Genomic DNA, 18,353 nt, shown 5'->3' with positions numbered 1-18,353 from the left:
CTTTTTTTATCATCTGGCGCTCGACTGACGCAGGTCGGCCATCAACACCTTGGATCGGCGCTGATAGTTGTACATCTCTTTTTTGCTTTCTGGCAGCAGTTCAATATCCACCGGCGTAAAGCCGCGCTCCTGAAACCAGTGAATACTGCGCGTGGTCAGCACAAACAGTTTTTTCAAGCCCATCTGGCGCGCCTGCATCTCCACACGTTGCAGCAACATTTCGCCACGCGATGAGCTGCGGTAATCGGGATGCACCGCCACGCAGGCCATTTCGCCAATCTGCTCCTCCGGGAAAGGATAGAGCGCAGCGCAGGCGATGGTTAAATTATCACGCTCAATAATGGTGAATTTATCAATCTCCATCTCCAGCTGTTCACGCGAGCGGCGCACCAGAATACCCTGCTGCTCCAGTGGACGAATCAGCTCAAGAATACCGCCAATATCGTTGATAGTGGCCCGGCGCACCTGCTCTGCCGATTCCATCACAATCTGCGTGCCGATACCGTCGCGTGAGAACAGCTCCTGCAGCAGCGCGCCATCTTCCTGATAGCTGATGAGATGACTGCGCCGCACGCCGCTGCGGCACGCACGCACCGCGCCGCGCAGAAAGCGCACCGTGGCCGAGAGATAGTCGTGGCGCGTTTCCAGCACGTCAATACGCTGCTGCGCATCGGCAGGAAAGAGCTCAGAGATAATTTCACCATCATCATTGGTGACGCCCTGTTCGGCGCAAAAGCCGATCATCTTCTCTGCCTTAAGTTTGATCGCCAGCTGTGTCGCCACTTCTTCTGAGGTCAGATTAAAACTTTCGCCGGTCACCGATACCGCAACCGGTCCCATCAATACGATAGCGCCGCTGTCCAGCTGGCGATGAATCGCCTCTTCATCGATGCGACGGATACGGCCACTGTGACAATAATCCACGCCGTCATCCACGCCCAGCGGCTGGGCAATAATAAAGTTGCCGCTGACCACATTAATATGCGCGCCCTGCAGCGGCGTATTGTTCAGGCTCATTGAAAGGCGGGCGGTAATATCGAGCTGCAAACGCCCGGCGGCCTGCTTGACCAGCTCAAGCGATTGCGCATCGGTAACGCGCGTATGTTTGTGATATTGCGGCTCAAGCTGATGTGCCGCGAGATTAGCGTCAATTTGCGGACGTGCACCATAAACCACCACCAGCCGGATACCCAGGCTATGCAGCAGGCCAATATCATTGACGATTCCGGAGAAGTTTTCGTGCTCGATCGCCTCGCCACCCAGCATGATGACAAAGGTTTTGCCCCGATGGGCATTGATATAGGGAACGGTATGGCGAAAACCCTGAACCAGTTCAGTACTACGTTCCTTCACGGCCAACCTCATTGCATTTTTATTCGTATTTTTTGTATTTTTATTCTTTTGTGAGGGTTTTTGCAAGTGCCAATTCAGCTGGCGGCGCAACGGTTAACTCCGCTCCGCCGCGCTAACGGTCTGCATTTTCTGGCAATTTTGGGATGACTTGAAAATTGAGATTCGTTAAAGTTCCGCTTTGATTTTTTTTCTGTTGGCGATTTTTTAGACGTACACAGCAGCATGGAGTGGCATGTCCGAATCAACCCCTGTTTTATCCCGACGACGATTACTGCAAGGCATTGGTGCCGCATGGATGTTAACCATCAGTCGTGATGGTCTGGCGGCCAGCAGCCATGTGGTGGCTATTCGCATCTGGCCTTCCTCAACTTATACGCGCGTTACGCTGGAATCGACGGTTCCGCTGAAATATAAGCAATTTTTCCTGAGTAATCCCGATCGGCTGGTGATCGACATTGAGCATGCGCAGCTGAACCACGTGCTGAAAGGCGTGAGCAAACTGGTGCGCAGCGACGATCCCTTTATTGAAGAGGCGCGAGTCGGGCAATTTAATCACAATACGGTGCGCATCGTATTTCAGGTGAAGCGCAGCGTGGCGCCGAAGATCTTCACCCTGGCGCCAGTGGCCGGTATTCGCCATCGACTGGTGGTCGATCTCTACGCGCAAACTGAAGTGGCGCATGACGACCCCTTGCTCGCGTTGCTGAAAGATTATAACCAGGGCGACCTGGAGAAAACCCAGCCGGTCAGTGCGCCGCTGCCAGGCAAAGCGGGGCGCGACAGGCCGATTGTGATCATGATCGATCCGGGTCACGGCGGCGAAGATCCGGGCGCACACGGCAAATACAAAACGCGCGAAAAAGATATCGTGTTGAAAATCGGACGGCGGCTCAAGGCGCTGATCGACAAAGAGCCGAAGATGCGCGCTTACATGACGCGCAACGAAGATGTCTTCATTCCGCTAAAAGTCCGGGTGGCAAAGGCACGCAAACAGCGTGCCGATCTCTTTGTGTCGATCCATGCGGATGCGTTTACCAGCCGGGCGGCGCGCGGTTCGTCGGTGTTTGCCCTGTCGACCCGCGGTGCGACCTCAGCCGCAGCGCGTTTTCTGGCGCAGTCACAGAACGAGGCGGATTTGATTGGCGGCGTCAGCATGAGCGGCGATCGCTATCTCGATCACACCATGCTGGATATGGTGCAGCGGCAAACTATCACCGACAGCCTGAAGCTGGGTAAAGAGGTGCTGGCCAGAATGGGAAAAATTAATCATCTGCACAAGCGCACTGTTGATCAGGCGGGCTTTGCCGTGCTGAAAGCGCCGGACATTCCGTCGATTCTGGTGGAAACCGCATTTATCAGTAACGTTGCCGAAGAGCGGAAGTTGCGCACCACGCGTTATCAGCAGCAGGTGGCAGAGGCGATTCTGGCTGGCATCAAAGCCTGGGTGGCATCGGGCGCGGCGCATAAGTAGTGAGATGGGCAGGGAAGCCCTGAACGGCAGGTGGTATGACGAATTTCAGATACAAAAAAACACCCGATTGGGTGTTTAAATGGTTGCGGGAGCCGGATTTGAACCGACGACCTTCGGGTTATGAGCCCGACGAGCTACCAGGCTGCTCCATCCCGCGTCCGTGTCTGTTGCTTCCATCACAACAGCTTGTTTCTTTACTGCGCTCACTTTCGTGAGTTGGTTGCGGGAGCCGGATTTGAACCGACGACCTTCGGGTTATGAGCCCGACGAGCTACCAGGCTGCTCCATCCCGCGTCCGTGTCTGTTGCTTCCATCACAACAGCTTGTTTCTTTACTGCGCTCACTTTCGTGAGTTGGTTGCGGGAGCCGGATTTGAACCGACGACCTTCGGGTTATGAGCCCGACGAGCTACCAGGCTGCTCCATCCCGCGTCCGTGGAAGCGCACTATACTCTTTCGGCGTTATGACGCAACCCTTTTTTTGCATAAATTAACAAACGGGAACAGAGTGTTGGCTTTATCGTCAATACGATTTTTTTCTGCGCAATTTCTCGTTGCGGCCCGGCGATGCGTTTAAATCCTCGCGGCTCTTTGCTATCTTCAGCCTGCATTTATCAGCCACCATCAGCAATAAAGAGAACGCAATGAAAGGACGTTGGGCAAAGCTTGCATTTACTGGCGCGCTGTTGGCGCTACTGGCGGGATGTTCGTCAAAACCGACCGATCGCGGTCAGCAATATAAAGACGGAAAACTGCATCAACCGCTGGCGCTGGTGAATCAGCCTAACGCCAAAGGACGACCGGTGAACGGCAAAGATTTTGGCGATCAGGTGGGGCAGATCAAATTCGCCTCCTCATCGCTCTATTCCCGACAGAGCAGCACCTACAGCGCAGTGGAAAGCTGGCTGATGGCGGGCGCCGATACGCGTCAGCTTCGCCAGTTCGGGCTGGATGCGTTCCAGATGGAAGGCGTCGACAATTACGGTAACGTGCAGTTCACCGGCTATTACACGCCGGTGGTGCAGGCGCGCTATACCCGTCAGGGTGAATTCCAGTATCCGATCTACCGCATGCCGCCGCGCAGTAAAGGAAGAAAGCTGCCCAGCCGTGCGCAGATTTACAGCGGTGCCATCGATGAACGTTATATTGCGGGCTACAGCAACTCACTGATCGACAACTTCATGATGGATGTGCAGGGCAGTGGCTACGTCGATTATGGTGATGGTCGCCCGCTGACTTTCTTTGGCTACGCCGGGAAAAATGGCTGGGGTTATCACAGCATCGGTAAAGAGCTGATCGATCGCGGCGAAGTGAAGCGCGAAGATATGTCGATGCAGGCGATTCGCAAATGGGCGGAAGAGCATAGCGCAGCGGATGTGCGCAAGCTGCTGGAAACTAACCCGTCGTTTGTTTTCTTCAAGCCGGAAAACTTTGCGCCGGTTCGCGGTGCCAGCGCCGTGCCATTGGTTGCCAAAGCGTCTGTGGCTGCCGATCGCGCGCTGCTGCCGCCAGGCACCGTGCTGCTGGCGGAAGTGCCGTTGCTGGATCAAAAAGGGAAGTTCAACGGTCGCTATGAGATGCGATTGATGGTGGCACTGGATGTCGGCGGCGCGATTAAAGGACAGCATTTCGATATCTATCAGGGTATTGGCACTGATGCCGGACATATGGCCGGCTTCTATAACCATTATGGCCGCGTTTGGGTGCTGCGCTCTGCGCCTGGCGCAGGGCAATTACTGTTCAGCAACCAGCAAAAAAGTAATGGTATGCTGCTCTCTGGCAACGCTCTGTAATGTTCTCTGCTGCGGGCTTTCTGCCCGCAGCCTCTGAAGGTAATTATGACTCTGATTTCTGAAGCCTGGCGGCAACGCTTTGGCGGTACGGCGCGCCTGTATGGTCAGGATGCGCTGCAACGATTTGCTGATGCGCACATCTGTGTGGTGGGCATTGGCGGCGTGGGTTCGTGGGCGGCGGAAGCGCTGGCGCGGACCGGCATTGGCACGCTGACGCTGATCGACATGGATGACGTCTGTGTCACCAACACCAACCGACAAATTCACGCGCTGCGCGATAACGTCGGTAAGGCGAAAACCGAGGTGATGGCGGAACGCATCCGCGAAATTAACCCGGAATGCCGCGTGATTTGCGTTGATGATTTTATTACGCCAGACAATACCGCTGAGCTGATGGCACCGGCGTTTGACTACGTGATCGACGCCATCGATAGCGTGCGGCCAAAAGCCGCGCTGCTGGCCTGGTGTCGCCGCAACAAAATTCCGCTGGTGACCACCGGCGGCGCGGGCGGACAGATCGATCCCACGCAAATTCAGGTCAGCGATCTGGCAAAAACCATTCAGGATCCGCTGGCGGCAAAGCTGCGTGAGCGTCTGAAGCAGGATTTTGGCATCAAGAAGAACAGCAAAGGCCGGCTGGGTATCGACTGCGTGTTTTCTACCGAGGCGTTGATGTATCCGCAGCCGGATGGTTCAGTGTGCGCTTCACGCAGCACCGCAGAAGGGCCAAAACGCATGGATTGCGCCTCAGGATTCGGTGCCGCTACGATGGTGACGGCGACCTTTGGCTTTGTCGCCGTGTCGCATGCGCTGAAAAAATTGCTGGCGCGCCAGCGCGCAGCGCAGGCTTAATGCGCGTGTGCGGCCGCGATCACCGCAGCGGCCAGCGCCTGCAGGCCGCTGCTGCGTGAGGCGCTGAGCTGTTCACGCAGCCCAAGGCGATCAAAGATCAGCAGCGGATCCTGCGCCAGCAGCGTATCCGGCGTTTGACCCTCAACCGCGGTGAGCAACACCGCCAGCAGCCCGCGCACGATACGTCCTTCACTCTCACCGTAAAAATGCAGCGTGCCGTCTGTCAGACGCTGATGGCCCAGCCAGACGCGATTTTCACAGCCGCTAAGCTCAATCTCTGCTGTTTTTAACGCCTCTGCCAACGCAGGCAGCTGCTTGCCCAGCTGAATCAGCTGACGATATTTCTCTTCCCACAGCCGACAGGCGTCAAATTTCGCCTCCAGTGCGTCACGGGTGAGCAGGGTGCCGAAGGGGTGCGGTGCAATCAGGGTTGTCATCTCTAGTCTGCCAGTATGTCCAGTGCGTGATACAGCGCGCTAACCAGCGCCTCTGCGTCCTGCTGATTATTATAGGGGGCAAAAGATGCCCGCAGCGTGCCGCTCACGCCTAACGCCGCCATCAATGGCTGCGCACAGTGCTGACCGGCGCGCAGTGCGATACCGCTCTCCGCCAGCAGCGTGACGATATCGCTGTGGTGTACGCCATCAATGGTGAAAGAGAGCAGGCTGGAATTGCCGCAGCGAAAGCTGCGATAACCGGCAATCTGCGCCAGCTGTTCAGCTGTCTGACTGGCCAACTGCTGGCTCCAGCGTTCGGCACCGGCCATGTCGATGGTCTGCAGCCATTCCAGCGCTGCGCTCAGGCCAATCACGCCAGCGACGTTGGGCGTGCCCGCTTCAAAGCGCCACGGCACCGGCTGCGGCGTGAAGCCGGTAAAGTTGACGTCGGTTAACATTTTGCCGCCACCCTGCGAAGGTTGCATCTCCTCCAGCAGTGCTGCCTTGCCGTACAGTGCGCCGATGCCCATCGGCCCGTAAAGCTTGTGACCGGAAAACGCGTAGAAATCGATATCCAGCTGCTGAACGTCGGGCGCGTTATGCACGATGCCCTGCGCGCCATCCACCATTACTTTGGCACCCACGCTGTGCGCCAGCGCAATCACCTGCGCGAGATCGGGGCCGCCGCCGGTCACGTTAGACATCTGGCTGACCGCCAGCAGCCGCGTTTTAGCGGTTAGCAGCGTCGGTAGCAGAGTCATGTCGGGCAGCAGCTGCGCGTTCAGCGGCCATTCCACGACGCGAGCGCCGGTTTGCGCCGCCAGCATCAGCCACGGCACCAGGTTGGCATGATGCTCTGCGCGGGAAACCAAAATCTCATCGCCCGACTGTAAACGAGGGCGCAGCCAGCTGTTTGCCACCAGATTGATCGCATCGGTGGTGCCGCGCGTCCAGACGATCTCCAGCGGGCTGGCAGCATGAATCAGGTCGGCGATTTGGCCACGTGCTTGTTCATAACGTGCGGTCAGTTTTTGCGCCTCCGCGAACTGGCTACGATGCACGGTGCCAGCGCTGAGACTGTAAAATTGCTGTGTCGCATCAATGACAACCTGCGGTTTCAGGGCGGTGGCGGCGCTATCAAGGTAAACGCCAGCATCGTGCAGGGCGGGAAACTGGCTGCGAAATGTTACTGGATTGAAGGGTGTCATATCCTGCTCGTCGGTAAGGAACTCAGTACGTATGGCGCGGCAACTGGCAAAGCTGAAAAAGCGGGTTATGCTGTTAGATGCAAGGTGTAAACTTTTTCCCGCCGCAAAATGCTGTTGTCTGTAAAGGGATTTTTCCTTTTCGCGTGCGCATTTAGCGGGTGGTTTATCGCAATCTATCTACAAGGAAATAGAAAATGAAAAAATTCGCCGCAGTGTTAGCCGCGTGTGCCATGACTTTTACCCTGGCTGCCTGTTCAAGCAACTATGTGATGCATACCAATGATGGACGCACCATTGTTGCCGATGGCAAGCCAGTCGTGGATAGCGATACCGGTATGATCAGCTATAAAGATGCCAATGGCAACAAGCAGCAGATCAACCGTTCAGACGTAAAAGAGATGGTTGAAACCGGACAGTAATCGCAGCAAAAAAAAAGCACCGCAATTTGCGGTGCTGTATTAAATCACTATGGACAGACAGGATAAATCTACAGGAAGAAAAATCAGATCTGAAAATGTCAGATCAAAAATGCAAACACAACATCACAACCACAAGCCAAAAGTCTCTCTTCTTTCCGCGATCTCTCGCACAAATCTGCAAAAACTTTTCGTTCCGGCTCCGGAAGTGGCGCAACTATAGGTATTTGCTGGAGCTTCCTCAACGGACAATTTATAATGCCTCGGATAAAAAAATCTAATACGTAACGCAACCTTGCCAGTTCATCTGGTTTTGCCTCTATCGTCTGCGCGGGAACTATGTCTAAGCGTCTTCCACCACTCAATGCACTGCGCGTTTTTGACGCCGCAGCCCGACATCTTAGCTTTACTAAAGCGGCTGAAGAGCTGTTTGTGACTCAGGCTGCGGTAAGCCATCAGATTAAATCGCTGGAGGATTTCCTTGGCCTGAAGCTGTTTCGGCGGCGCAATCGCTCGCTGCTGTTGACCGAAGAGGGCCAAAGCTACTATCTCGATATCAAAGAGATCTTCTCCGCGCTGAATGATGCGACCCGCAAGCTCCAGGCGCGCAGCGCAAAAGGCGCATTGACCGTCAGTTTGCCCCCCAGTTTTGCCATTCAGTGGCTGGTGCCGAGGCTAACCAGCTTTAATTCAGCTTATCCGGGCATCGACGTGCGCATCCAGGCGGTTGACCGCGAAGAGGAGAAGCTGGCGGACGATGTCGACGTGGCAATTTTTTATGGTCGTGGCAACTGGCCAGGCTTGCGCGCGGAAAAACTCTATGCCGAATATCTGCTGCCGGTCTGTTCGCCTCAGCTGCTGATTGGCGAACGCGCGCTGAAAACGCCTGCCGATCTTGCACAAGTCACGCTGCTACATGATGCCTCGCGCCGTGACTGGCTGGCCTATACGCGCCAGCTGGGTTTGCAGCATATTAATGTGCAGCAGGGACCGATCTTTAGCCACAGCGCCATGGTGCTCCAGGCGGCGATTCATGGTCAGGGCATTGCGCTGGCCAATAACGTTATGGCGCAAACCGAGCTGGAAGCGGGCCGACTGGTCTGTCCCTTTAATGATGTGCTGGTGAGCAAAAATGCTTTTTATCTGGTTTGTCATGACAGCCAGGCAGAACTGGGTAAAATAGCCGCCTTTCGGCAGTGGATTCTGGCCAAGGCCGCCAGCGAACAGGAAAAGTTCCGCTTTCGCTACGAACACTAATTATTTCGGTGCGCCACGGGATGGCGTGCTGTGTTGAGGATAGTCTGATGTCCAGTCGTGCCACATTCATCTTTGCCGCCATCAGTGGCTTTCTGCTGGTGGCGTTTGGCGCCTTTGGCGCACATGTATTGAGCAAATCGCTGGGTCCAACCGAAATGGCGTGGATCCACACCGGTCTTGAGTATCAGGCGTACCATACGCTGGCGATGATGGGCCTCGCTGCCGCGATGTTACGTCGGGCAAATATCTGGTTTTACTGGAGCAGCGCGCTGCTGGCATTGGGCACCGTGCTGTTCAGCGGTAGCCTTTATTGTCTGGCGCTCTCTCACCTGCATATGCTGGTATTTATCACCCCGGTTGGCGGCTTTTGCCTGCTTATCGGTTGGTTTTTGATGTTGATTGGCGCGCTGCGTCTGAAAAAAAAGGCAGATCGCCATGAATAAAGTGTTGTTGTATTGCCGTTCCGGCTTTGAGAAAGAGTGCGCGGCTGAGATTACGGCCAAAGCCGCGGAGCGGAACGTCTTCGGCTTTGCTCGCGTGAAAGAGCAGTCCGGTTACGTGCTGTTTGAATGCTATCAGCAGGGTGAAGCGGAGAAGCTGCTGCGTGAGCTGCCGTTTCAGTCGTTGATTTTTGCCCGTCAGATGGTGGTGGTCGGCGAACTGCTGCGCGATCTGCCCAGCGAGGATCGCATCACGCCGGTGACCGGCATGCTGACCGGAGCGGTTGAGAAGGGCGGCGACCTACGCGTCGAGGTGCCTGATACCAACGAAGCCAAAGAACTGCTGAAGTTCTGCCGCAAATTTACCGTGCCGCTGCGCGCGAGCCTGCGTGCCAACAAAATCCTGCTCAACTATGAGAGCGCGAAACGGCCGGTGGTGCATGTGTTCTTTATCGCACCGGGCACCTGTTACGTCGGCTATTCGCTGCCGGAAAATAATTCGCCGTTCTTTATGGGCATTCCACGCCTGAAGTTTCCGTCCGATGCGCCGAGCCGTTCAACGTTAAAGCTGGAAGAGGCATTTCATATTTTCATTCCCGCCGACGAGTGGGATGAGCGTCTGGCGAGCGGCATGTATGCTGTGGATCTCGGTGCCTGCCCCGGCGGCTGGACCTATCAGCTGGTGAAACGCAGCATGATGGTGCACTCGGTGGATAATGGACCGATGGCGCAGAGCCTGATGGACACCGGCCAGGTGACCCATCACAAAGAAGATGGTTTTCGCTATCGCCCAACGCGCAGCAACATTTACTGGCTGGTTTGCGACATGGTTGAAAAACCGGTGCGCGTGGCGAACCTGATGGCTGACTGGCTGGTTAATGGCTGGTGTCGTGAGGCGATCTTCAACCTTAAATTACCGATGAAAAAGCGCTATGAAGAGGTGTCGCAAAACCTGCAGCTGATTCAGGAGCGTTTGCAGGAAAAAGGCATCAACGCACAAATTCATGCCCGCCAGCTTTATCACGATCGTGAGGAAGTGACGGTGCATATCCGTCGCATCTGGAGCGCCACGCCGGGCCGTCGCGACGAGCGCTAAAGGTTGCTGAACAGCAGGCCGAGCCTGCTATTCAGGGTGCCAGACGCAGGGATTTCAAATTGCCTGCCAGCTGTAAATCAGCGCGCAGCGTTGCCACCTGTCGGCAAATCTGCGCCATCTCCTGCTGGTCCTGCAGCTTATTGCGCCATTTATCGGGTACTGCCTCCAGCTGCTGCCAGATGGCGGCGAGTGAGCCAAACTGCTGCAATAGCTGCTGCGCGCTTTTTGGACCGATACCGGCAACGCCCGGGATCTTGCTGCTGCTGATGCCGCATAGCCCCCAATAGTCGGGCAGCTGATGCGGCGCCACGCCAAACTCTTTTTCAATAAATGCCATATCCAGCCAGCGCTTCTGAAAATAGTCGCGGATCTGAATCGCCGGTGCCAGCAGCTGGCAATAGCCTTTATCGGTAGAGACGATGGTGGCGCGGTGACCCAGGGCCGCCATTTTCACCGCCAGCGTGGCCGCCAGATCGTCAGCCTCATCTTCATTCGCCGTCCAGCATGCAACACCCGCCTTTTCAAAGGCCGCACGCAGCGCGGGCATTTCACGCTGCAAATCGTCCGGCATGGCCGGGCGGCCCGCTTTGTAATCAGGCAGCAGGCGATGACGCCAGCCGGGTAAACGGCGATCGTCGTCAAAAACCGCCACGGCATGAGTCGGCTGAGTATGGTTGAGCAGCTGACGCAGCGCGCCAACACAGGTCTCTTCGCAGGGGGAACCCTGCACGGCGTGGACGCGACGGATAAGGTTCAGCGCATCGACGATTAACAGATGAAACGTCATGATCGGTTTCGGGCAGCATCCTGCTGCCCGCCTGCGGTTATTTGATGATTTCGTAGCACGGGATATAAGCCGTGCCCGGCAGTTTCATGCGGTGCTGCGCGACAAAGCCCTGCAGCAATTCATCCATGCGATGCATGATCGCCGCGTCGCCGTGCAGCTTATAGCGACCTTTCTCACGAATTTCGCGAATGCCCATCTCTTTAACGTTACCTGCCACGATGCCGGAGAACGCCCGCCGCAGCGCGGCGGCAAGCTGTTCCGCAGGCTGGTCAGGATAAAGATTAAGGTTCGCCATATTCTCGTGCGTTGGCAGAAACGGCTGCTGGAGATCGGGAGCGATGCGAATCGACCAGTTAAAGCTGTAAGCGTCGCCGGTTTCGCGGCGATGCTCTTTCACCAGCGGCATTGCCTGCTTCATGCGGCGAGCCACTTCAGCGGCGTCATCAATGATGATGGTGTAGTGACGTTTAGCCTGTTCACCCAGCGTGCTGACAATAAAATCATCCAGACCACGGAAGTAATCCGCACTCTCTTTGGGTCCGGTCAGAATCAGCGGCAGCACCTGATCTTTATTATGTGGGTTCATCATGATGCCCAGCAGATAAAGCAGCTCTTCCGCCGTGCCCACGCCCCCAGGGAAAATAATGATGCCATGCGCAATGCGCACAAAGGCTTCCAGACGTTTTTCAATGTCCGGCATGATAATCAGCTCATTCACCAGCGGATTAGGCGGTTCAGCGGCGATAATTGAAGGCTCGGTCAAACCAATAAAACGGCTCTCTTTATAGCGCTGCTGAGCATGGCCGACCGCCGCACCTTTCATCGGCGCTTCCATCACGCCCGGCCCACAGCCGGTACAGATGTTTAATTCGCGCAGGCCGAGTTGCGAACCCACGTTGCGGCAATACTGGTATTCCACCGCATTGATTGAGTGGCCGCCCCAGCACACCACGGTATTGGGATATTCGCCGACATGAAGCGCGCGCGCATTGCGCAGAATGGAAAAGACCTGATTGGTGATATACGCCGATGTGTTGTTATCTTGCTGTTGTTCCAGCAAATTGCTGTTGAGCTGACCGTTTACAAACAGAATATCGCGCAGCACGGCGAACAGGTTAGCCTGCAGCGAGCGAATAATACGCCCATCGACAAACGCCTCTTCCGGCGGGTTAATCAGCTCCAGCTTCACGCCGCGTTCACGGCGCAGCACGTTGATATCAAAATCCTCGAAGCGCGACAGCAACTCCTGACTGCTGTCGGTCTGGCTACCTGAATTCAGGACGGCCAGCGAACAGTTGCGAAAAAGCTGGTAAAGATCGCTGCTGGCGGTGCGCTTGAGCATGTCGACTTCAAGCTGCGAAAGTAAATCCATTGAGCCAAGAGGGCTGATATGCGTAATCAAATAAACTCCTTTGCACCCGTTTCGGTGATAGTTGTCGCTGCCGGACGAGGTTCACGCGCGGCAGCGAAATCCTTGTTCTGACGGCAAAAGGCCGCTGTGATAAACAGGTTAACCGTCCTGCCAGCGCTTTAACAACGCTATCGCACTGCGCTGCGAGGCTTCTCGCAATTACTGCCTGACCAGACGCGAACGGCAGGGCACAAACGGCGTGTTGGTGCGCCAGGGATTAATATCCAGGCCGCCACGCCGTGTGTAGCGTGCATAAACCGTGAGCTGCTCTGGCTTGCAGTAGCGCAGTACATCATTAAAGATGCGCTCAACGCACTGCTCATGAAACTCATTGTGATGACGGAAAGAGACCAGGTAGCGCAGTAACGCTTCGCGATCGATGCGCGGCCCACGATAACGAATCATCACCGAACCCCAGTCTGGTTGATTGGTAATCAGGCAGTTTGATTTCAGCAGATGGCTGACAAGGCTCTCTTCCACTACTTCGCTACGCGTGGCGTTGTCGAGATAGTCAGTGTTGAACTGATAATCATCGATAGTGATATCCTGCTCATCAATGCAGACGCCGGCCATGTGCCCAATCGGCTGACCTTCGACCTCCTGCAGACGAAACAGTGCCACGCTAACGTCGCCCTGCGCACAGGCGGAGAGATCGCGTTCCAGCGTGGTGCGGACGCTGCCCCAGTCAGCAAATTTGGTTTGGTTGAAGCTGTTGAGGTAGAGTTTGAAGCTCTTGGATTCAATCAGGTTTTGGCTGCTGGCATCCAGAACCACTTCGCCGACCGCTACCTGTGGCACGCCTTTACTGTTCAGCCAGGAGAGCTCATACAGCGTCCAGATATCGGCGCCCTGAAAGGGCAGGCTTTCGGGATAGAGACCCAGCGGTTCACGATTCATACTGCGTGGCACCGCCTGCAACAGGCTGGCATCATAAATATCGTGGTAGGCTGTGGGCTTGCCCAGCGTCAGGCTGTTTAGCGCCTGATGGTTGTCGTAAGACATAACGGTTACCGAAAATCAGAAATAAGGGGTTAAGTGTAACGTACCCCTGTGGAGTGAGAAAATTAATGATGGTTGAAACGGCAAATGCGCTGCGAAATTTTACAACAAATTATTGCCAGCAGTGGCAGCAGCAATACGGTCATGCGCCAGAGAGCGAAGCGCTTTACAGCGTGCCTTCATCCTGTATTATAACTACGCGTGAGACGAGCGTCTTATGGCAGCCCCAGCCGTTTACACTGCCACAGAACCTTGATGCGGTTTCTCATGCTCTCGATCTCGCACTTCAGCCAGCCATTACCGCCTGGTATACCACGCAGTTTGCTGGTGATATGACGGCACGCCTTGGTACGCGCCCGCTTACGCTGTTGCAGGTGTGGAGCGAGGACGATTTTATTCGCATACAGGAAAACCTGATCGGCCACCTGGTGATGAAGCGCCGGCTGAAGCAGTCACCCACGCTGTTTATCGCGACCACAGATTCAGAGCTGGAAGTGGTTTCGCTGTGTAATCTCCGCGGTGAGGTTATTCTTGAACAGTTGGGAACCAATAAGCGTGAGATATTGTCTGAAGATGTGCCCTCCTTTTTAAATGCCCTCCAGCCAGATGTAAGCCTTTAGCTATATGCTTTGTAAGAGATCTCGCACATAGCTTGTGAGAGATCGCCAAAATAATGCTGGGTTTAATTCTTCAGACGTTACAAAAATGTAAATAAATCAAAAAATTATATAAGCGTGACGATTTGCTAACCTGTAAGCACTTATCGTTAAATTATTCGTTACCTTGTGTCGTTATAAGAGTCTGGCAGAATGTTGCAGGTCGGTCAGGAGACCACCGGGATTAAGCGGCATCAGGATGATGTCGATTCAGGATGAAGAAGCGGATCGCAGAAGGATACGCGCCTCAAGGAAGGCTTCAGGGTTGAAGCAGGACACCTCAGGATGAGGATAAAGGACACCTCCAGGATGGAGAATGAGAGCCGCTACGGAATGTGCGGTGGGCCAGGATGCTAAAGGAATACAGGTCATGATGACGAGAGTGGCAGGATGTCACGCAGGAAAAGTTTTCATGGACGAGCAGGGAGCATAAGCGTAGCAGGACGTCTACAAACGAACCGGGAGCACTGTTTTTACAGTGCTCCCTTTTTTTATGCTGATTTTGGCCGACCAGTGCTATCCTTTTCGCCCCCAAATCTGTTCCCCCGGAGATGCTTTTGACGCCTGAACAGCAAGTCGCCGCTTATCTGAATGAGATTGAGCAGGTGCTAAAAAAATATGATCTGTGGCGCACCGCAGCGCCTGACGCAGCCGCTTTCACCAGCGTGGAGCCTTTCTGCGTCGATACCATGCATGCACTTGAGTGGCTGCAATGGATCTTAATTCCGCGGATGCGTGCGCTGCTGGATGCGCAACGGCCGTTGCCGGGCAGCTTTGCCATTGTGCCTTATTACGAGATGGCGCTGGAGGCCGATCTCAGTGGCCGCACCGAACTGCTGCTGGTGCTGAATCGTCTGGATGCAGTATTTACGGACGGTCAGGCTTAATGCTGGAGATTCTTTATCAGGATGAGTGGCTGGTCGCGGTGAACAAACCCGCTGGCTGGTTGGTACATCGTAGCTGGCTGGATCGCAAAGAAAAAGTGGTAGTGATGCAGACGGTGCGCGACCAGATTGGTCAGCATGTGTTTACCGTGCATCGTCTCGATCGTCCGACCTCCGGCGTTTTGCTGATGGGCCTGTCGAGTGAAGTGGGTCGGCTGCTGTCGCAGCAGTTTGAGCAGCATCAAATCGAAAAAACCTACCATGCGCTGACGCGCGGCTGGCTGCAGGATGAAGCGCTGCTGGATTACCCGCTGGTGGAAGAGCTGGACAAGGTGGCAGATAAGTTTGCCTCCGCCGATCGTCTGCCGCAGCCTGCGGTGACTCATTATCGCGGGCTGGCCAGGGTAGAAATGCCCATTGCGGTCGGGCGCTACGACAGCGCGCGCTATAGCCTGGTTGAGTTGAAGCCAAAAACCGGCCGTAAACACCAGCTGCGTCGCCATCTGGTGCACTTACGCCATCCGATTATTGGCGATACCAATCACGGCGATCTCAAACAGAATCGCGCCGCTGCCGAGCACTGGGGCTGCAATCGGCTCATGCTGCACGCCAGTAAACTTGCATTAACGCACCCTGTAACCGGTGAGCCACTGTGCATTACCGCCGGGCTTGATGGTGTCTGGCAAACGATGATGACGCATTTTGGCTGGCAGCAGCTTCTCCCCGATCTCCCTCGGGTTGAAATTACGCCGTCGGCAGGCCAGGATATCGCATTACCCTGAGGAGAGCAGCAATGGCCAGGATTGGAATATTTGTGGGCACGATGTACGGCAATGCCCTGTTAGTGGCGGAAGAAGCGCAGCCTGTTTTGCAGGCGGCCGGGCACGATGTGCATGTTTATGAAGACGCCACGCTGGCTGACTGGCAACCCTACGCCAGTGAGGTGACGCTGATTATCACCTCGACTACTGGCCAGGGCGATCTGCCTGACAGCATCGGCAGATTGTACGAAGAGATGCGTGAAAAGCTGGGCCACCAGCCCGATCTGCGTTACGGCGTTATCGCGCTGGGCGACAGTAGCTATGAGCATTTCTGCGGCGGCGGCAAGAAGTTTGACGCCCTGCTGCAGGAGCAGGGCGCGCAACGGCTGGGCGACGTGCTGCTGATTGATGCTGAAGAGCATCCTGAGCCGGAGTCCGTGGCCATGCCATGGGTTGAGCAGTGGATGCAACTGCTGTAATTCCAGCGTCGCCAGCCTGTGCTGGCGGCCTTCAGGTCACCGGCGCAGGGTTAAATACCGCCAGCTGATTATGAATTCCCCAGCGATCGGACCAGGTCTGTTTGCGGCCGCTGGCAATATCCAGAATTAATTCAAACAGCCGCCAGCCCACCTGCTCAATCGTCTCTTCCCCGGTGGCGATAGTACCCGCGTTGATATCCATCAAATCATGCCACCGCTCCGCCAGCGCGTTACGCGTTGCCATTTTGATCACCGGAATGGCCGCCAGACCATAAGGCGTCCCACGGCCGGTGGTAAACACCTGCAACGTAATGCCCGATGCCAACTGCTGCGTGCCGCAGACAAAGTCGCTGGCTGGCGTAGCGGCATAAATCAGGCCACGACGGGTAGGGCGTTCGCCGGGAGAAAGCACCTCAACAATGGCGCTGCGTCCTGATTTGGCAATCGAACCCAGTGCTTTTTCTACCACGTTCGCCAGGCCACCTTTTTTATTGCCTGGTGAGGGATTGGCGCTGCGGTCGGTTTTACCCTGATTGAGGTAGTCGTCATACCACGCCATCTCTTCCAGCAGGCGCTTGCCTACCGCTTCATCGATCACGCGCGGCGTCAGCAAATGAATCGCATCGCGTACTTCCGTGACCTCTGAAAACATCACCGTGGCACCGCAGCGCACCAGCAGATCGGAAGCGAAGCCGACCGCCGGATTGGCGGTCACGCCGGAAAAAGCATCGCTGCCGCCACACTGCATACCGACAATCAGCTCTGAGGCGGGGCAGGTTTCACGCTGGCGCTGGTTAAGCCGCTGCAAATGGCGCTCGGCCACCTGCAAAATTGACGTCACCATCGCCTCAAAACCGACAAACTGCTCATCCTGTAAACGAATAATGTCATCATCGCCGACGTTAATCGCCTCCAGCCCGCCGCCCGGCGCCAGCAGACGCTCTGGCTGCAGCTTCTCGCAGCCGAGGCTGACCACCATAATTTCGCCGCCGAAGTTAGCGTTGAGCGCCAGGTTATGCACGGTGCGGATCGGCACCACCGCTGCCGGGGCATTGATTGCCACGCCACAGCCGTAAAGGTGATTCAACGCCACCACGCCGTCGACGTTGGGATAGCGCGGCAGCAGTTCACGCTCAATGATCCTGACCACATGATCGACCACGCCCGCCACACAATGCACGCTGGTGGTAATGCCGAGCAGATTGCGCGTGCCAACGCTGCCATCGGCGTTGCGATAGCCTTCAAAGGTGTAACCCTCAAGCGGTGGCAGCGGCGGCGGCACCTGATTCGCCAGCGGCAGGCTTGCCAGCGGCGGCGCTTCCGGCAGGGCCACCAGCGACTCCTCTACCCAGCTGCCCTGGGCAATATCCTGCACGGCATAACCAATAATTTCGCCATAGCGCAGAATCGGTTCGCCGCGGGCAATGGCGCTGAGCGCCACTTTATGGCCCTGCGGCACCTGCTCAATCAGTCTGAGGCCACCGGCAAACATCGTACCGGCGGGAAGGCCATGATTATTCACCACAATGGCGACATTGTCCGACTCATGCACCTTGATATAAAGCGGTGTCTCTACGGTGATTTTATTCATTGCTCATCTGCCCACAGTGAGAAAACGGTAAAAGTGATGCGATACACATCAACTGCGGAAATTGTTTGCCGGAAAAAGTATAGGCAGCCGCGGGGGGCACCACACTGTGCAAATGTCGGCCATTCACCGGTTGATTACGGCTATTTTCTGGCGCTTCACCAGGTACAAGTGAAGATTCTCACAAAGCCCGATAAAAGCATGCGATTTGACGTAATAAATCGTCGCTAAAAACAGTTTTCGTGAGCGCTCGCGCACTCAAATGTGCAAATGCCATAAAAACGATGTTTGTTAGTGCAAATACTCGTGCGTTCATCTAATGCCTGCGCCAGCCGCCCTTCATATACTTTTCAACGTTGCACCAGGATATGACCTGACACTGCGCAAAGAGATTGTTTGCCAACAATAAAATCGCTGTTTTTAACCCGACCTCATTCTGATACCCAACGCGATGTGTATGCATGCA

General features: G+C 55.5%; 18 protein-coding genes and 3 tRNA genes. 11 read left to right on the top strand and 10 right to left on the bottom strand.

Annotation, left to right across the window (positions count from 1 at the left end; translation table 11 throughout):
* Nucleotides 1-9: 9 nt before the first annotated feature.
* On the bottom strand, nucleotides 10-1,365 hold the full coding sequence (argA, locus tag ACJY2L_RS18250) for an amino-acid N-acetyltransferase (RefSeq protein ID WP_173645377.1): 1,356 nt from the start codon (nucleotides 1,363-1,365) through the stop codon (nucleotides 10-12).
* Between the two features lie 220 nt (nucleotides 1,366-1,585).
* Here argA and amiC point away from each other — a divergent pair, with 220 nt between their 5' ends.
* Complete coding sequence (gene amiC / locus ACJY2L_RS18245) at nucleotides 1,586-2,824, top strand: N-acetylmuramoyl-L-alanine amidase AmiC (protein WP_067433316.1); 1,239 nt, start codon at nucleotides 1,586-1,588, stop codon at nucleotides 2,822-2,824.
* A gap of 80 nt (nucleotides 2,825-2,904) precedes the next feature.
* On the opposite strand, the gene ACJY2L_RS18240 is transcribed toward amiC, so the two are convergent.
* The 3 genes from ACJY2L_RS18240 to ACJY2L_RS18230 all read right to left on the bottom strand — a co-directional run bounded on the left by ACJY2L_RS18240 (nucleotide 2,905) and on the right by ACJY2L_RS18230 (nucleotide 3,255).
* Nucleotides 2,905-2,981 (bottom strand) — tRNA-Met (locus ACJY2L_RS18240).
* Nucleotides 2,982-3,041: 60 nt separating this feature from the next.
* Nucleotides 3,042-3,118, bottom strand: a tRNA-Met gene (locus ACJY2L_RS18235).
* A gap of 60 nt (nucleotides 3,119-3,178) precedes the next feature.
* Nucleotides 3,179-3,255 (bottom strand) — tRNA-Met (locus tag ACJY2L_RS18230).
* 212 nt (nucleotides 3,256-3,467) lie between these two features.
* Between ACJY2L_RS18230 and mltA the strand changes: the two genes are divergently transcribed.
* Nucleotides 3,468-4,616 carry a murein transglycosylase A gene (mltA, locus tag ACJY2L_RS18225; protein ID WP_439213856.1) on the top strand — a complete coding sequence of 383 codons (1,149 nt, stop codon included), beginning with the start codon at nucleotides 3,468-3,470 and terminating at the stop codon, nucleotides 4,614-4,616.
* A gap of 45 nt (nucleotides 4,617-4,661) precedes the next feature.
* Entirely contained in the window at nucleotides 4,662-5,468 is an 807-nt protein-coding gene (gene tcdA, locus ACJY2L_RS18220) for a tRNA cyclic N6-threonylcarbamoyladenosine(37) synthase TcdA (RefSeq protein WP_067433313.1), read from the top strand.
* On the opposite strand, the gene csdE is transcribed toward tcdA, so the two are convergent.
* Nucleotides 5,465-5,905, bottom strand: a complete 441-nt coding sequence (gene csdE, locus ACJY2L_RS18215) for a cysteine desulfurase sulfur acceptor subunit CsdE (RefSeq protein WP_439213858.1) — start codon at nucleotides 5,903-5,905, stop codon at nucleotides 5,465-5,467. The two genes, tcdA and csdE, sit on opposite strands and share 4 nt — an antisense overlap.
* A 2-nt stretch (nucleotides 5,906-5,907) precedes the next feature.
* On the bottom strand, nucleotides 5,908-7,113 hold the full coding sequence (csdA, locus tag ACJY2L_RS18210) for a cysteine desulfurase CsdA (protein ID WP_439213859.1): 1,206 nt from the start codon (nucleotides 7,111-7,113) through the stop codon (nucleotides 5,908-5,910).
* A 194-nt stretch (nucleotides 7,114-7,307) separates the two neighbouring features.
* Between csdA and ACJY2L_RS18205 the strand changes: the two genes are divergently transcribed.
* The 4 genes from ACJY2L_RS18205 to rlmM all read left to right on the top strand — a co-directional run bounded on the left by ACJY2L_RS18205 (nucleotide 7,308) and on the right by rlmM (nucleotide 10,322).
* Nucleotides 7,308-7,532 carry a YgdI/YgdR family lipoprotein gene (locus ACJY2L_RS18205; protein ID WP_067433305.1) on the top strand — a complete coding sequence of 75 codons (225 nt, stop codon included), beginning with the start codon at nucleotides 7,308-7,310 and terminating at the stop codon, nucleotides 7,530-7,532.
* Between the two features lie 336 nt (nucleotides 7,533-7,868).
* Entirely contained in the window at nucleotides 7,869-8,786 is a 918-nt protein-coding gene (locus ACJY2L_RS18200) for a transcriptional regulator GcvA (protein ID WP_439213861.1), read from the top strand.
* A 47-nt stretch (nucleotides 8,787-8,833) separates the two neighbouring features.
* On the top strand, nucleotides 8,834-9,229 hold the full coding sequence (locus ACJY2L_RS18195) for a DUF423 domain-containing protein (RefSeq protein WP_439213863.1): 396 nt from the start codon (nucleotides 8,834-8,836) through the stop codon (nucleotides 9,227-9,229).
* On the top strand, nucleotides 9,222-10,322 hold the full coding sequence (rlmM, locus tag ACJY2L_RS18190; protein ID WP_067433293.1) for a 23S rRNA (cytidine(2498)-2'-O)-methyltransferase RlmM: 1,101 nt from the start codon (nucleotides 9,222-9,224) through the stop codon (nucleotides 10,320-10,322). Before ACJY2L_RS18195 ends, rlmM begins: the two co-directional genes overlap by 8 nt.
* A 31-nt stretch (nucleotides 10,323-10,353) precedes the next feature.
* Here rlmM and xni read toward each other — a convergent pair whose 3' ends face one another.
* The 3 genes from xni to queF form a co-directional block, all read right to left on the bottom strand.
* On the bottom strand, nucleotides 10,354-11,109 hold the full coding sequence (gene xni, locus ACJY2L_RS18185) for a flap endonuclease Xni (protein WP_225701392.1): 756 nt from the start codon (nucleotides 11,107-11,109) through the stop codon (nucleotides 10,354-10,356).
* A 37-nt stretch (nucleotides 11,110-11,146) separates the two neighbouring features.
* Nucleotides 11,147-12,511: a nucleotide 5'-monophosphate nucleosidase PpnN gene (gene ppnN, locus ACJY2L_RS18180; protein WP_439213864.1), complete on the bottom strand. Its 1,365-nt coding sequence runs from the start codon at nucleotides 12,509-12,511 to the stop codon at nucleotides 11,147-11,149.
* Between the two features lie 168 nt (nucleotides 12,512-12,679).
* Nucleotides 12,680-13,522 (bottom strand): NADPH-dependent 7-cyano-7-deazaguanine reductase QueF, encoded by an 843-nt coding sequence (queF, locus tag ACJY2L_RS18175; protein ID WP_439213866.1) that lies wholly within the window; start codon nucleotides 13,520-13,522, stop codon nucleotides 12,680-12,682.
* Between the two features lie 65 nt (nucleotides 13,523-13,587).
* On the opposite strand from queF, the gene syd reads away from it, so the two are divergent.
* From syd to ACJY2L_RS18155, 4 genes are all read left to right on the top strand, one after another.
* Nucleotides 13,588-14,139 carry a SecY-interacting protein gene (gene syd, locus ACJY2L_RS18170; RefSeq protein WP_067433284.1) on the top strand — a complete coding sequence of 184 codons (552 nt, stop codon included), beginning with the start codon at nucleotides 13,588-13,590 and terminating at the stop codon, nucleotides 14,137-14,139.
* Nucleotides 14,140-14,732: 593 nt separating this feature from the next.
* Complete coding sequence (locus ACJY2L_RS18165) at nucleotides 14,733-15,062, top strand: YqcC family protein (protein ID WP_067433283.1); 330 nt, start codon at nucleotides 14,733-14,735, stop codon at nucleotides 15,060-15,062.
* Nucleotides 15,062-15,841: a tRNA pseudouridine(65) synthase TruC gene (gene truC / locus ACJY2L_RS18160; protein ID WP_067433282.1), complete on the top strand. Its 780-nt coding sequence runs from the start codon at nucleotides 15,062-15,064 to the stop codon at nucleotides 15,839-15,841. The genes ACJY2L_RS18165 and truC overlap by 1 nt, the downstream gene beginning before the upstream one ends.
* An 11-nt stretch (nucleotides 15,842-15,852) precedes the next feature.
* Entirely contained in the window at nucleotides 15,853-16,299 is a 447-nt protein-coding gene (locus ACJY2L_RS18155) for a flavodoxin (protein ID WP_439213867.1), read from the top strand.
* Between the two features lie 31 nt (nucleotides 16,300-16,330).
* Here ACJY2L_RS18155 and garD read toward each other — a convergent pair whose 3' ends face one another.
* Nucleotides 16,331-17,890 (bottom strand): galactarate dehydratase, encoded by a 1,560-nt coding sequence (gene garD / locus ACJY2L_RS18150; RefSeq protein WP_067433278.1) that lies wholly within the window; start codon nucleotides 17,888-17,890, stop codon nucleotides 16,331-16,333.
* Between the last annotated feature and the right edge of the window lie 463 nt (nucleotides 17,891-18,353).

The sequence above is a fragment of the Duffyella sp. Ts4 genome, assembly GCF_051851875.1.
GTDB classification, from domain to species: domain Bacteria; phylum Pseudomonadota; class Gammaproteobacteria; order Enterobacterales; family Enterobacteriaceae; genus Duffyella; species Duffyella gerundensis.
The sequence above is the reverse complement of the archived record's forward strand: the minus strand, read 5'-3'. Positions and strand labels throughout refer to the sequence as shown.